The 15841-nt window shown below is 47.7% G+C and carries 10 protein-coding genes; 3 read left to right on the plus strand and 7 right to left on the minus strand.

Annotated elements, in window-relative coordinates; all coding sequences use genetic code 11:
* The gene (locus tag DW205_RS16295; protein WP_005866302.1) at window positions 1-2106 is read right to left on the minus strand and encodes a DNA topoisomerase 3; all 2106 of its coding nucleotides are present in this window, start codon (window positions 2104-2106) and stop codon (window positions 1-3) included.
* A gap of 188 nt (window positions 2107-2294) precedes the next feature.
* On the opposite strand from DW205_RS16295, the gene DW205_RS16300 reads away from it, so the two are divergent.
* Window positions 2295-2873, plus strand: coding sequence for an RNA polymerase sigma-70 factor (locus tag DW205_RS16300; protein WP_005858137.1), 579 nt, complete (start codon window positions 2295-2297; stop codon window positions 2871-2873).
* Between the two features lie 14 nt (window positions 2874-2887).
* Here the strand turns inward: DW205_RS16300 and DW205_RS16305 are convergent, their stop codons facing one another.
* From DW205_RS16305 to DW205_RS16325, 5 genes are all read right to left on the minus strand, one after another.
* Complete coding sequence (locus tag DW205_RS16305) at window positions 2888-4660, minus strand: DUF5107 domain-containing protein (RefSeq protein WP_005866304.1); 1773 nt, start codon at window positions 4658-4660, stop codon at window positions 2888-2890.
* Between the two features lie 53 nt (window positions 4661-4713).
* Entirely contained in the window at window positions 4714-6537 is a 1824-nt protein-coding gene (locus tag DW205_RS16310; RefSeq protein WP_005866307.1) for a DUF4091 domain-containing protein, read from the minus strand.
* Window positions 6538-6660: 123 nt separating this feature from the next.
* Window positions 6661-8307 carry a RagB/SusD family nutrient uptake outer membrane protein gene (locus tag DW205_RS16315; protein ID WP_005866309.1) on the minus strand — a complete coding sequence of 549 codons (1647 nt, stop codon included), beginning with the start codon at window positions 8305-8307 and terminating at the stop codon, window positions 6661-6663.
* A gap of 27 nt (window positions 8308-8334) precedes the next feature.
* The gene (locus DW205_RS16320; protein WP_005866311.1) at window positions 8335-11742 is read right to left on the minus strand and encodes a TonB-dependent receptor; all 3408 of its coding nucleotides are present in this window, start codon (window positions 11740-11742) and stop codon (window positions 8335-8337) included.
* A gap of 190 nt (window positions 11743-11932) precedes the next feature.
* On the minus strand, window positions 11933-12946 hold the full coding sequence (locus DW205_RS16325; RefSeq protein WP_005866313.1) for a FecR family protein: 1014 nt from the start codon (window positions 12944-12946) through the stop codon (window positions 11933-11935).
* Between the two features lie 110 nt (window positions 12947-13056).
* Here DW205_RS16325 and DW205_RS16330 point away from each other — a divergent pair, with 110 nt between their 5' ends.
* On the plus strand, window positions 13057-13599 hold the full coding sequence (locus DW205_RS16330; protein ID WP_005866315.1) for an RNA polymerase sigma-70 factor: 543 nt from the start codon (window positions 13057-13059) through the stop codon (window positions 13597-13599).
* 56 nt (window positions 13600-13655) lie between these two features.
* On the opposite strand, the gene DW205_RS16335 is transcribed toward DW205_RS16330, so the two are convergent.
* Window positions 13656-14276, minus strand: coding sequence for an HU family DNA-binding protein (locus tag DW205_RS16335; RefSeq protein ID WP_005866317.1), 621 nt, complete (start codon window positions 14274-14276; stop codon window positions 13656-13658).
* A 434-nt stretch (window positions 14277-14710) separates the two neighbouring features.
* On the opposite strand from DW205_RS16335, the gene DW205_RS16340 reads away from it, so the two are divergent.
* Window positions 14711-15682, plus strand: a complete 972-nt coding sequence (locus DW205_RS16340) for a FecR family protein (protein WP_005866321.1) — start codon at window positions 14711-14713, stop codon at window positions 15680-15682.
* Window positions 15683-15841 lie beyond the last annotated feature (159 nt).

Consider the following 15841-nt stretch of genomic DNA (forward strand, 5'->3'; position numbering starts at 1 on the left):
TTAAATAGACTTTAATTTACTGATAACCGTACCTAACTCCTCATCCGTTAAATTATTTCCATACGTAGCGTAATCCAAGCGGAACGTACATCCATTCTTGTATTCAGAGCAGCCATAAGCGGTTTTGCCCCGGAGGATAGAGCCTTTGTGACAGATGGGGCAAACGGGCTTATCCGTTGATGGAAGCTCCAATTCAGGAGTAGCCTCTGCTTTCTCTTTCTCTTTCTCTTTCTTGGCACGAGGCTTACGAGGTTTCTTTTCCTTTTTCTCCTTGGGTTCGTCTTTGGGAGTTTCTTTAGCTGCTTTAGACGTATCCTCAATCGTAATCGTTCGCCGGGTTTGGTCGGAAAGGACGTTTATGACGACCTCGTTTACCATCTGCTTCAACTCATCAAGGAAAGTACGGGCCTCATAAGTTCCCCGCTCGATCTGACGAAGCTTCTTCTCCCAAAGACCCGTCAACTCCGCGCTTTTCAGCAGTTCCTCATGGATCGTGCCGATCAATTCCGCACCGGTAGCGGTGGGATAAAGATTCTTGCGCTCCTTCCGTATATAATTACGCTTGAACAAGGTCTCAATGATCGCCGCACGGGTAGAAGGGCGGCCGATACCGTTTTCCTTTAAGGCTTCCCGCAGCTCGTCATTATCCACTAATTTACCGGCGGTTTCCATCGCCCGCAATAAAGTTGCTTCCGTATAGGGTTTCGGAGGCTGGGTCCAAGTCTCTTTCAAGATCGGTTTATGCGGGCCGCTTTCTCCTTTCACGAAATCGGGCAATACGCCTTCTTCCTCGGTAGGTTCAGCCTCCGGATCTTTCTGCTCGGCTCCGAATACGACACGCCAACCCGGTTTGAGGATTTGCTTTCCGGTCACCTTGAATTCCACCTTATCCACTTGACCCAAGACCGTAGTGGTCGATATCTCGCAATCCGGATAAAAGGCGGCGATAAAACGACGGGCTACCAAATCGTACACCTTCCGTTCCGTATCCGTAAGATTGCGGGCGGGGACTCCGGTAGGGATAATCGCATGGTGATCGGTAACCTTCGAGTTATCGAACACCTTCTTGCTCTTCGGCAATTTTTGATTCATCAAAGGAGCGGTAAGCTCCGTATAATCCACCAACCCTTTCAAGGTATTGGGAACTTTCGGATAGATATCATCACTAAGGAAAGTCGTGTCCACACGTGGGTAGGTTGTCACCTTCTTCTCGTAGAGCGATTGGATCAGCTTTAGGGTATCGTCCGCCGTAAACGCGAATTTCTTATTACATTCCACCTGCAACGAGGTCAAGTCGAATAGGCGAGGGGCGAATTCCTTCCCTTTCTTCTCGGTGATACTGGTAACGGTAAAATCCTGTTCCTTTACCTTCTCCAGAAAAGCCTCACCTTCCTCTTTCTTCGTGAACTTACCTTTCGTGGCGGAGAAAGTCGTATTCCTGTAAATGGTCTTTAATTCCCAATAGGGTTCCGGCTTGAAATTGTCGATCTCGGCTTGCCGGTTTACGATCAAGGCGAGCGTCGGGGTTTGCACACGGCCGATCGATAATACCTGCCGGTTCTGCCCGTAGCGCAAGGTATAAAGGCGGGTGGCGTTCATCCCCAGCAACCAGTCACCGATGGCACGGGATAGCCCGGCCTCATATAACTTATTGAATTCCGTCTGTTCTTTTAGTTTTTGGAAACCTTCCCGGATCGCCTCCTCTGTAAGCGAGGAGATCCAAAGGCGGTAGACGGGGCATTTACAACCTGCCTTTTGCATGACCCAGCGTTGGATCAACTCCCCCTCTTGGCCGGCATCACCGCAGTTGATGACCATCTCGGCATTTTGCATCAGGCTCTCGATTACCTTGAATTGTTGCTCATACGTAGGATTCTCGATTAGTTTGATACCGAACCGGGGAGGGATCATAGGTAGCGACCCCAGACTCCAGCGTTTCCAGTTCTCCGCGTATTCATGCGGTTCTTTCAGGGTACACAAATGCCCGAATGTCCAAGTTACCTGATATCCGTTTCCTTCGATATACCCATTCATTCGTTGGGTTGCCCCTAATACTTCCGCGATTTCCCGGGCCACACTCGGCTTTTCGGCGATACAAACTTTCATCAATACATCATCCTTTCTTAAATGAACAGACAAAAATACATGATTATTTCCGAATGAGCAAAGATGTTTGTTATCGTGAGTTTATAAAGCTGTATGATGGAGTTGCTGATTTTGGTTCAATTTGTTTTTACCTTTGGGAATTTTGCATACATTTGAACCTATGTAATCGAAGTGGGAGAATAAGTCGAATGGCAGACATTGATTCAGAGAAAGAAAGAAGGCTTGTGGCGGACTTGCTAGAAGGGGACGAGTCGGCCTTTTGTGAATTATATGCCCTGTATAAGGATCGCCTGATGTGGTTTTCCTTGAAATTCCTTAAATCCCGGGATATGGCGGAAGATGTTTTTCAGGATGCTTTCGCCTCTATTTGGCAGAATCGCCGTTTCTTGAACCCGAATGTACCTTTTGGCCCGTATGTGTATACGATCGTGAAAAATCGGATCTTAAACCTGTTGGCGGGACTGGATCGTGAGTTGGAGCTGAGGGATAAGATACGGTCCGCCTCATTGGATAGCACGAACGAGACGGAGGACTCGGTATTGGATACGGATTTAAACGCATTGTTGGATAAGGCGCTTGAAACGTTGACCCCACAACAAAAAAGGGTTTTTGATATGAGCCGTAAAGATATGAAATCCCATAAGGAGATAGCCGACAGTTTGGGTATCTCGGTATATACGGTACAACAACATATCTCTACGGCCTTGAAAGTGATCCGGGCGTTTCTGGCTAAATATGCGGAGACTTATATGAAGCTACTGCTCTAAAAACACACCTCCCTTTATTCATATTCCCGATAGGCACCGAACCGGGCTAAGCGATCCTCGCCGAGTTGTTCCGGTACAGGTTGCGGGGAGAGGCCCAAGCCTTCGTTGATCTGTTCCCAAAGTCCCGTACGGGTGTAAGTTTGATGCACTTTCTGGAAATGGGTGGATAGTAATAAATCCTTGGCTTCTTGATATTGCTTCTTATCAATCAGTAGCTGTACCTTTCGCTCGACCACCCATTCATCAGAGGACGCGTTTATCTTATCCAGCCATTTTTCCCGTTCCGATAAAGCCTCTGTTCCAAACTTCTTTAATACTTTATCCCGCTCGATAACCAACTGGGGATGTAGGTTCAACCACGAGGTCTCGGGGATAGCGGCGTAAGTATCTCTCGCCTTTTCCCACGCCTGCCGACGAACATATAGCCTTGCCAATAAAGCTTTTGCCAGATCGATATCCGGGATGGATAGTTGTTCGATCGCCTCCTCTACACGTTCTCTTCCAGCCAACCAAGTCCCATAGTGGAATTGCCAATAATCCCGTTCCGACCGGGGAGATATTTGGATCGCCCAACGAAAAGCATCGTCCAGATCTTCCATGCCGGATGGAGCCCACTGCCCGTCTTCCGGATAGGGGGCGGCGGGAAGCATGGACTTATTCTTATAGGCATCGGCTAAGGCGATCCAGATGGAAGATTCATTCTTCCGGGCCCAGTCGAATAGCGGGATGCGATCGATCGGGCGAAGCCTTAATGCCGGAACCTTTAAGGAATAGATATCCAAAGGATGATCTGTCGGTATCCAATATTCTACGTGATTCTTTTTCTCGCCGGGACGCAATTCGAGCTTGATGGACTGGTCGCTGATCGGGCCACCTTGGATTTCTACGTAAGGCTGCCGGTCGGGGGTACTGAGCATGGACCATTCCTTGTCGCCGGCTACGCCATAACTCCATAGCTTGATACCGGGCGTACTGGATTCGTCGGCGATATGATAGAGCCCGCTGCCCAAGGAGGGAGTGTAGGCCCCGAAAGTATTCACGTCTTTCGTTTTCCAGAAGTAGCCGGTCATCTCTTTGATATCCCGTTCATGATGGGTTCCTTCCGTTTTCCAGTCGATCGTGTCCAACGTGGAGGCATGGGATAATACGGTCCCGTTCGGGAAATCGTATTGGGTATCCGGTGCGCAAGGAAGGGCGGCGTTGGACCATGACATCCATGGATAGGCTTGCTTTCCCGGGTTGTAGTAAACAACCCTTTGGGTAAGGCATTCGTCCTTATCTCCTAAGGAATATTCTACAGACCATTGCATACCGTAATGAGATTCCCGTTCTCCGCATGTTACATATGTGCGGTCTCCCGTATGATCGATCTGATAAAGCACCGGCTCATTTTGCGTGGGAGAGTGGGAGATCGGGAAACTGACCTCGATCCCCCCGGCCACGAAATAGAAACGGGGTAATATCCGTGTGTATTTGATTACGTCTGGCCTGTACAAGACCTCCTTGCCGCTCTCCTTGTGAGTGAGGGATATTACTTTCCCGCAAAGATCGGGGCAGATGATAGCCTTGACTTTCTCGTTCTCTAGCGAGATCATCCGGTACCTTTTAGGCACCGGACGATTTGAGGTCTCGCTATAACTCATATAGGGGGATACGCCATTCGGGTCCAAGGCGGTCGGTAGCGGGCCGGTGGGCGTCAATACGTGCGTCAGCTGTATCTGGTCGAACTCCTCGCAAACAACACCTGTTGTCTGCGAGAAGGCCGGCCCTGCGGCTACGCTTGCCATGAGTGATAGGATTAAACGATATGCTTTTATGTCTTTCCTGCTATATAAGCCCATTATTTCGCCAAAAGATCGGACAGTTGACGGATGATGAGGTTACCCTTACGTACATCCGCCGAGATCTTGTTCTCATCGAACTCTTTCTCTTTCGGGAAGATAGACAAATGTTGGTCTAGCTGCTTCAATAAGCCTTGGGCTTGAGCGTTACCCGATTGGGCGGTCAGTTCCCGTAAGATACGGACCTTCTCGAAATCCACGATACCTTCTCTCATTTTCTCGAAGCGGATGCAACTTTTGCCTCCCGGATATACCATGTAGCAATCGCCTGCTGCCCAAGAGCCATGACGTGCGTCGCGATCGGCATCTTCCGGCCAAGCGTCGTAAGCCCATCGCAAGAAGCCGTCATAACCATACGCCATTACATACCAACTGATCCAACGTCCCTCGATAGGAGGAGAGAACACGAAGTTGTTCGGGATCGGCGGGTTACAGCATACGTATACGGTGGACGTGCGTCCGGTGGCGGCCCGTGCCTTTTGCTCGGCGATGGTAGGTTCCTCTCCGTAAAGGAAAGAATAATCGTCCAGCAGTCCGTCCAATTCCTTATGCCAATTGCCGGCGTAAGTGATCTTCCAGCATTTATCATGGTTGCGCACGACATTGATAGCCGCTAAGGTCTCTTCCATCGGATTCTCGTTGATTCCGATATAGGTGATGTCCAACCAGCTTTTAGCTTCTAGATGGAACTTGAAATCCGTGAGGAAGATATTCCACATCTTCTTGAATTCCTCCGAGCTTGGCGCCCAGTTGATATAAGAATAATCGCCCGTAGCCTCGTCCTTATAGCGGTGACGGAATCCCCAAGGAATCGGGGTATAGAGGGTGATTGCCTCGTCGATGCCACATTCCATTGCTAATTCTACGTACTCGTCGAAGATCTTGTAGTCGAAGGCCCATGTGCCGTCCGCTTTCTTGATCCACTCGATCATACCCCCCTCGATCATATAGGAGTTATCGGACCAAGGAGAATGTACTCCATAAGTCGTGATGTAGGTACCACCCGCATCGGCATAATGCTTCAAATGCTGCTTGAGAAGCATTTTATGTTCTGGTGACCACGGTTCCACGTGATTGTACCATGCCACGGCCCACGGGTTCTGCCATAGGTCCAGACGGTATTTCCAGTCTTTCGGATAGGGGAGCAACTGGTTTTGCACCACGATCTCCAGATTCAATAGTTGAGGAGCCTTGCCTTTCGCCCGCACCTCCACCTGTCCTTTATACGTGCCGGGAACGGTTCCTCTCGGCACATCCACCATCATCCATACCGGACGGGTGGTTTGGGAAGGGAGATCGAAGCGGTCCAGCGTCTCGAAACGGTCTGGCATCAAGAAGCCGGATTTGTAGGGAGATTCCCCGCAGATGGCTTTTTTCTCGGCATACGGATAATTGGACAATACGTAACGCACCAACTCGAAGGTAATCCGATCTTTCGGGATGATGTTTCCCTCGGCGCTCCTCAAGTCCTGCGTAGAGACACGTACTTGTTCCAACGCTTCTGACGACCATACCAATATCTGGGCATTCGCTCTTTCCCCCCTCCAAACGGTCGTAGAGTAGGAAGATGATAAATCGTTGTCATGGTTTACGGGTACTTCCTTCCGGAAATAAAGCCGGTCGGTCGATCCGAAGGCGGAATGGATACCCGCCTGATTGCTCCAAGCGGGTTCATTCACGCAAAAATCAAATGTTAACTCCGGGTCATAGTGGTGACTCCGTACAGGGACAAACGTGGAATCCATCTGCCCCGGATACACTTGGCCTAGACTGATATGAGAATAAATAAAAAAACTAGCTACCGCTAAAAAGTATTTCTTCATGCTATAAAAATTTAAGATAATTCATATTTAAATGGGATTCCCCTCCCGGATAGGTAGGCCCTACCTATACGAGAAGGTAGGGCCTACCCTCATATATATAGTCGCTTATTCTTGGAAAAACCCTTACCAGCCCGGATTCTGTTCCAAGGTTCCTTTCGACAATTGTACCTGTTGCAAAGGTATCGGTGACAGCCAATGCTTCGGTGTCTGGAACTTGCGGGCGGATGCGGGTTGGGCGATGATAAAGCCATCGCTATCCACCTGTATATCCTGCCCGATCACCAACTCCGGGAATTTCTGTTGATACTCCGTACCCACGAATTTCACGCCACGGATCGCAAGGGGAAGAACCGTTTCCGCCGTGCCCCAACGACGTAGGTCGTCCCGGCGGTATCCTTCGAATGCCAGTTCCACGGTTCTCTCACGCCGGATCTCTTCCAGCATATTCAGTCCGTTGGCGGAGACGAAAGCGTTGGTTAGGTGAGGCATATTCGCCCGGTTTCTCAGATCATTGATGGTGATGTCTAACTGATCGTCCGTGATTTGTCCGTTCTTCTCGTATAAAGCCTCGGCGAGGATCAGCAGGACTTCGGCGTAACGAAACTCCTTGAAGTCGTATTCGCCGATGAATTGAGCGGCATCCAATGTCTCATCCAAGAACTTACGGATCATATAGCCTGTGCGTGTAGCGCTATTCCCTACAAATCCCGGATAGGTAGGTGTCCAGAGACCTCCCTCGAAAAAGACCTCGCTACCGGGAACGATAAACGTCTGCTCCATACGGGAGTCCCGGTTCTCGAATTCACTCGTCTGGTATTGGAATCCCTTAAATAAAGGAGATTTATCGATGGGCAGACCATCGTTACATAAATACATATCCGCAAGGTTTTTTGTAGGAACCATGGCACCGAACCAAAGTTCCCGTGTCCAGTTATGGGTCACTCTCAATTTATAATAACGCCTTGCCAATAAGACCTCCTTGCTATCATCCCCCTCTAAGATATGTAGATATTTATAGCTTTCCTTCCCTTTATCCCGGAACAAGGCGTATTCCTTGGAATCCACTAAGGCTTGGGCGGCATCGATGGCCGATTGGATATACATATCGGCGTTGGAGCCTTGATGGTATTTCTCCCAAGTTCCCTCGTACAAGGATACGCGGGCTTTTAACGCTAAGGCGGCCCCTTGCGTGGTACGGCCCAATTCCTCGGTAGTCAACTGGCTTTGCTTGGGAAGCAAAGGAATCGCCTTATCGAGATCGTCGATGATAAAATCAATGATCTCCTGCTGGGAGGAGCGAGGCGTGTAAAGCTGTTCCGAGGAGGTATTCAAGGGAATCTCTATCTTGGGAACCCCTCCGTAGAATTTGACCAGTTTCCAGTAGTTGTAGGCCCGGAAGAAATGGGCCTCAGCTTTCCAGCGTCCGATCTCGTCATCGGTCAATCCAGACTCCTCCGCTTTCTTGAGCAGATAGGAAGTGGATTGGATGAATTTCCAAGGCTCATCCCAATCATCCGAATTGACCGGTGCTAAATAAGAACCATCGCTTACGTCGTCCGCCCCCGATCCGAAAGCGATATCCGAGTTCTTATCTATATATTGGGAGGCCTCCATCAGGCTGAAGTAGAAATCATTGGCGGCCAACTCGAAATCAGAAGGCTTTTGCCAAAATACGGTGTCGGACACTTGATCCATAGGTGTCATATCCAAGTCGCAACTAGATAGCCCGAGTGTGGCCGATAGCGCTATAATTATATTAAATCGTCTCATACTGCTAATTTGTTTTTTCGTGGAACCTTAGAAAGTTAAGTCAATACCGAAAGAATAATAACGTTGGAACGGATAATTGAATCCGGCTTTGTCCGACTCGGGGTCCCATCCTCCTTTTACGTTATGTATCTCGAATAGATCCTGTCCGCTTACGTAAAAGCGTGTCCGTTCGATGCCTAGTTTCTGTAACGCACCTTTGGGGAGCGTGTAGCCTATCTGGATATTCTTTAGGCGAATGTAGGCGGCGTTGATCTTTTGCAGGGTGGATGCCTGATAATTCCAATGCCGGATCTCCCCATGCGTCAAGCGGGGATAATAGGCGTCCGGGCGATCCTCGTTCCATGTCTGGCCGTAGTAGAACTGAGGCGGGTATCTCCACCAGTCGCTCCAAGGCATGGCGAAGTCTCCTTCACGGAACAAGGTGCGCTTGGCAACTCCTTGGAAGAATACGCTGATATCGAAGTTATTCCATTTAGCGCCCAGATTCAATCCGAAGGAATAGCGGGGAGTGGTGGAGCCAACGTATTCGGCGTCGCCGTCATCCCCATCTTTATCACCGTAGGTGGAGATCTTACCGTCGCCGTTCAAATCCTTGAACTTCGCGTCTCCGATGCCGATATTGGAAGGTACGCCCTCTAGTTTCTTATAAGCGTCGAGATCCGCTTGGTCCTTGATCACGCCATCGTATACGTAAGCGAAATAGGAATTCATGGGATAACCTTCCCGGGTCTCGTTCAATCCTAGTTTATAGGTATCGGCACCTCCGTATTCAACTAATTTGTTCACGGCGTCGGTCAACTGGAATTGGGCAGAGTATTCAACGTTGCCGATCTTGTCGGTCCAGTTCAATGTCAACTCGAAGCCGTTCGTGCGTAATTTACCCGAGTTCGAGTAGGGTGCCTCCGCACCTAACATGCTGGGATAAGTTACCGGAATTAACATATTATTATTCATTTTTACGAAATAATCAAACGAGAAGCCGAGGCGGGAATCAAGGAAAGCGGCATCGACACCCACGTTGACATTCTCCAGAATTTCCCATGTCCGGTCTACCCCGGCCAATACGTCTAAGCCCATGGCTTGGCTTTGGGAACCGTTTCCGAACGGATAGATTAATTTAGTTCCCCAGCCATCGTCCCTAAACTTTAGCAACTGGATATAGTCATACAGGCGGATACCTTCTTGGTTTCCGGTCTGTCCGTATGATGCTCTTAACTTCAGCTCATTGAATACCTTGGAGTTTTTCAAGAAGTTTTCTTGCGAGATACGCCAGCTGGCGGAGACTCCGGGAAACATTCTCCACCTGTTGCCGGGGGCGAAACGGGAACTACCGTCATAACGGAAGTTTGTCTCCAGAATGTACTTGTTCTTAAAGCTGTAGCCTAGGCGGGCGAAGGTAGAGCCGGTAGCCCAATGCTCGGCTTTGGCGTCGTTCTTCATATTTCCCGTGCCTCCGAGGTTAAGCTCCCACAGCTCATCCGAGATGAAGTTATCACGGCGTGCCATGAACATGCGGACTTCCTCCGTCTCGTAGGCCATACCTAACATGGCGTCCAGATGGTGGTCCGGGCCGAAGTTCTTATCGTAATTCAAGTAGGCCGTGTAATTTTGGTAAACGGTCTCTTCTGTCGTGCGATCCACGGCAGACTGCTCCGGACTTCCCGCTCCGGTGTAGTAGGTGATATTATTGTCCCATGTATAAAGAGGGATCGCTTTCGCTATATCCTCATTGTTCTTGTTCTTATAATTAACACCGGCTTGGGCGGTTAAGGTCAGTCCGTCGATAATGTTGGCGATTAACCTGAAATTACCATTCATCTCCCGGGTCTTGAACGTGGCGGTCTCGCTCTCTTTGGCCAACGCTACGGCATTGCTCCAGCCTCCTTGGGTGAAGAAGTTACCATCGGCATTATAGACCGGGTGGTTAGGCATATCCAGAATCGCCTCACCGATTACCCACGCTCCGTTGCTGCCTACATCGGTACGTTTATTATTGTCCAAGGCTACTTTGGTTTCCAGCTTTAACCAATCCGTGATCCTATAATCGTAGTTCATACGTAGATTATACTTGGTGTTATTGTCGTCGGCATATTTTACGACTCCGAATTGCTTGCTATAACCGGCGGATAAATAATAATTGGATTTCTCGCCGCCACCGGAGATAGTGAGATTGTGCTTATGCTGAACGCCGTTGTTCAACAGCTCGTCCATCCAGTCCGTGTTCGTAAAGAACAATTTCCATCCTCCATACAACGGGTGATCGATCGGATTCGGGTCGTTGGACAAGATCCTATCCAGAAGCTCTTGCGTATACATAGGGGCGGAGCCGTTATGGATATTGGCCTCGTTGTCCATGATCGCCATCTCATAATTGGTTGGCGCTTTCATCATACCGGTCATCTTGGAGATCGACAAGTTTCCATTGTAAGTGATCTTAGGTGCGCCGGTCGCTCCCTTCTTAGTCGTAATCAAGACAACGCCGCCTGCGGCCCGTGCTCCGTAAATAGAGGCGGAGGCATCTTTTAAGACGGAGATGGCATCGATATCCTGCGGATTGATCATATTGATATCACCGGGAATACCATCTACTAAAACCAGCGGGGCATTGTCTCCGTTAGCGGATGAGACTCCACGTATGTTCATCTTAAAGTCCTCGTTACCCGGTTGGCCGGAGCTTCGTTGGATAACCATTCCCGGTATTTCTCCCTGCAAGGCGGATAGCACGTTGGTCACGGGCTTAGATTCGATAACCTCGGAGGTGACTTTCGAGATCGCTCCGGAAAGATTGCTTCGTTTCTGTGTTCCGTAACCAATCACGACTACCTCATCAAGCTTCTGGGCGTCTTCCTTTAGCTGGATATTAAGGGTCTTGTTGTTGCCTACGGCCACTTCTTCCGATAAATAGCCGATGTAAGATATGAGCAGGATCGATTTACCATTCGCCTCGATGCTATACTCACCGTTCAGGTCGGTAACTGTCCCTTTGGACGTACCTTTTACCACGACGTTCGCCCCGATGATCGGTTCGCCCCGTTCATCTGTAATGATACCGGTCACTTTCCGGTCTTGCGTCACTGGAACGGAGGCGTTGCCTGCGTTTCCGAGACTGACGGCTATCGTGTTATTCTCTCGCTTAAAATAAAGATTGGCTTGCCGGGTGATCTCGTTCAATACGCTGTTGATGGGAGCGTTTTTGAACTTTAGGTTAACTTGTACGTTCCGGTTCGCGATGGCTTCTCCATAGAAAAACTTTAATCCTGTCTGCTTCGACAAATCATCGAAGACTTTTTGTATGGGTTGGTTTTTTACTTGAATCGTTATTCTTTCTTTTTGATTTTCTTGGGCTTGCAGAGGCTTAGGGGAGCTTAACGCTAAAAAAACTAAAATAATAGAACAACACATCCAATTATACCTAGTAATAGTTGGAAAGTTCATAATTTTGTATGTTTAAAGGTTGTTTTTATACACTTTTAAAAACAGTCCGATTTATGTAATCTCCAAGGGGGTCCAATCCAAGGGTGTACATATCGGGAAAGATAAAGGGAGATCGAAGGTCAGAGGTCGGTTTCCCTTTTTTATGTGGCTATGCTTAGGTCGTATCTTTCATGGCAAATCGATTTTAAGGTTAATAACTCGTTTTGTATAACACGATCCGGTTTCCTTCCGTCCGGTATCGGATGCCGGTTGAATATTGAATTGCGTTCAGTACGGCTTCCAGACTTTTATTGTCGTGCTCGCCATAGATGTAATCGTCGAATACGACATTCGGATCGAGTACGATCTCTTGATTATACATCCGCTCCAAATCGTGTATAACGCTACTGATAGGTGTTCGGTTGAAATAAAGGCCACCTTGCAGCCAAGCCGTTACTTTTTGGGCGTCCTCGTTCTTTTTAAGGATCTCTCCATTCGCGTTATTCACGATTACTTGCTCGTTCGGTAATAGACGCATTACGCTTTCGGGCATATCCACCTCAACTTTTCCGGTCCGAACGCTGACGGCTATCAACTCATCCTCTTGATAGGCTTTTACGTTGAAAGAGGTTCCGAGTACTTTTACGTCGGCTTGTCGGGTACGGACGATGAAGGGCTTGCCCTCGTCTCTCATGACATTGAAAAAAGCTTCTCCTTCCATTTCTACCAAACGGATGTCAGAGGTAAATTCCGTTGGGTATCGCATGACGGTACCGGCGTTTAGATGAACGACCGTACCATCGGGAAGGGTGACTTGCTTATGTTCGCCATGATTGACGCTTATTTCCGTTAGGAGATGGTCGCTGGCAGATGCATGCTGCTTCGCTGAATGATTTAGGTATAGTTTCGCTCCGAATCCGATGGAAACGATAATCGCTATGCTCGCCGCATACTTGATGAAAGTGGATAGGGAGATTCTTCTTTCTCTTTTACGTGTCTTATCCAACAGGTCTTGCGCCTCCTTTTTATAAAGCAGATGATTATGGGAATCGGATTGAGGTAAGTCCTGCGCTTCGCTCCAGACCCGGTCCATTTCGCTTTCTAATTCTGCTCGCTCCGTTATGGATGAGGCTAACTTCCGCAAGGTCTCTATATCGTTCCGTGTATAGAGTCCATTTACGTATCGGATTAATAAATCGCTTATATGTTTGTTTTCTTCTTCCATTATTTCTCGTGCTATATTAATAGTACAAAGAAGTCCGGGAGAACTGGGATATCATTAACTTTTATTAGTATATGATTTTATTATCTTTGCGAAACGATATGTGATGCTAAATGAAAGAGAGACAAATTATAAAGTCGTTGAAAGAAGGAGATAGGGAGGCTTTTTCGATGTTGTATAAACAATATTGGGAAAAGGTTTATCATTTCTGCGGGCTTTATTTGAATAATCGGGATGTGGCCGAGGATGTGGTACAAGAGGTGTTTATCAAGGTCTGGGAGTCGAGGGAATTCATCCGGGAGGATGATAACTTCAAGGGGCTTCTGTTTGTCATCACCCGTAACTTGATCTTTAATCAGCACCGGAAGAACGTGAACGAGGACTTTTATAAAATGACGGTCTTGTCCGCTATGGAGACCTCCTACGACTTAGAGGAAGAGATCACCGCCTATAACTTGGGGGAGTATATCGATCATTTGATAGAGGAATTGCCGGAAAGACGCCGGGTTATCTTTAATCTAAGCCGGAAGGAGCATAAAAGCTATAAAGAGATAGCCTTCCAACTCAATATTTCCGAGAAGACCGTTGAGAACCAAATCAGCGAAGCCTTGAAGTTCTTGAAGAAAAATATCATGTTACTTATCTGGTTTATCTAGCGCTTTCCTAGGTCACGTATTTATAGAGTCCGGAAGTGCCACTTTCGTCCTAAGTTTTAGTTTTGCTCGTCTTCTTTTTCAGGCAGCACATAAATCCGGTGTGTTCGATATCCTACGCTGGCTATTACGTTATCCTTGATAAATTGCTTGATATCCTCGCTCGCACGGTAGCGGGTACAATTGTTCAAGCCGGCGTAATCGGTGAGATTTATATATGAGTTTCTTTCTAGATAAGATAACATCTTAGCCTTCCTTCCCTCGATTCCCGTTTTGGGCAGATTTTCCCGTTTAACCAAGATGGGGGCGTTCTTTTTTACCATCTCCTTCAGTCGGGGAGAGCAGCGGAAGTTAACGCCGTGTATGCTAGCGCTTGATTTAGTATTTCCTTTCTGGTCCGTTACTTCTTTGCTTTTTACCGATGGCGAGAAATGTCCCAATCCTTCCAGTTCCACGCTGTACCCATAGGATAATTCCCTGCCGATATAGGAAGTAAGCGCCTCCAATACACCTTTTATGTCGGCGGAGGTGACGGATGAGCATTCGGAAATATACTCACATATATCGTTCATGCGTTTGGTATCTCTGGTGATGACTCGTGCGCAGGATGTTGGCCCGCGTTGTTCATTGCCCGGTGTATTATAAATACTGACTTGGATGCCACTTCTTGGTTTACCCATGATTTTCTCGTTATTTAAATGGATAATGTATAGGATGCCTCGGAGATTTAACGTTTATCTCTTTGGCGTTTCTATTTGATGAAATCGGTTGCCGACGCCCTCGGCAATGCTGCTGACGCTGTCGGAAATATTGCTGACGGCGTCGGAAATACTGCCGACACCGTCGGCAACCAATTTCATTGAATACAAAGGACGGAAATATAAGGATGGAAAGCAAGGAAGATACTGATAAAATACAATTTCGTAAAGATAATTTTAAAGAGTACCTATAAGTAATGGACATTTAATTGTACTTGAGGCTTTAGGCATGATTATTTTTCAATCGTATTTGGGTATCTTATCTGAATTTGATTAACCTAAGCGAATTTTTTTATCTTCCAATAGGGGGGAGGGAGTCGTGGCGTGTATTTATAAATAGAACAAGAATAATAAACATGAGCGAAGATACGAGAACGATATTGAAGAAGTTGATGCGAGATGCTCTGGATGAGAAAGATCGGCAACGTTTGCTGTGTGACCCAAAAGTGGAAGAGCGTATGCGTTCCCAATGGGACGAGGCTGCGGATCGCGTGAATCCCGTGGTGGGGAATCGCATGTGGGAACGAATCATAGCCCGGACAATGGCGACAAACGGTGTCCGTAAACTCTGGGTCTATAAGATTACGGCGATAGCCGCCTCCATATTGCTACTTTTAGGTGTAGGAAGCGTAGTTTATTGGTCTCATACGAAAGAAGATCAATATATATATGTAATGGCCTCCGGTGTCCGTTGCATAGAGCCGGTTTCCTTATCGGACGGCACGACCGTGAGAATGGGGCCGAATAGCCAGTTGATTTACCCAAAGAGTTTCGATGGCAAGACCCGTGATGTGGAATTAAAAGGGCAAGCCTTCTTCGACGTAGCGAAAGATCGGGAAAGACCATTTACCGTGCATACCAAGAACATGGATGTAACGGCCTTGGGCACGGCCTTCGAGGTTTTCAATTATGATTCCGAGAGCAAGTTGGAGACGATCCTGTTAAACGGTAAGGTGAAGATTGGCTTGGGAGGTCCCAATGTGAAGAACAGGCGTGAGGTGATATTGAACCCGAACGAGATGTTGGTTTTCGACAAACAAGCGAATACCGTTAGAGTTAAGACGGTTAATGCCGAGGAGTATTCGGGTTGGCGTAACGGTGTCCTCAGTTTTGAGAACGAACGCTTGAGCATGATCCTTACCCGTCTGGAGCCTTGGTTCGGGCGGAAGATAAAGTGCCCGAAGGAGATAGCGGAGAAATATCGGTTTACGTTTAAGGTACGGGATGAGTCCTTGGAGCGAATCCTGTTTATGCTGAGCAATACGTCGCCCATTAAATACAGAGAGAAAGACAATGAATATGAACTATATATAAAGGGAGATAAATGAGTGTCTAACGTTAAATTCTAGGAGATATGCTTGTTAACAGTTCTTGAGTCTAATAAAAAACAGGAGGAAAAACTAGGTTTCTCCTCCTGATCAAATGTTCTTGACGGCAGGCGTTAGGAGTTGAGAGGCCGACACACCTGCTAATTTATTCATCAGAAA

The sequence above is a fragment of the Parabacteroides sp. AM17-47 genome (genome assembly GCF_003434625.1).
Lineage (GTDB): Bacteria > Bacteroidota > Bacteroidia > Bacteroidales > Tannerellaceae > Parabacteroides > Parabacteroides distasonis.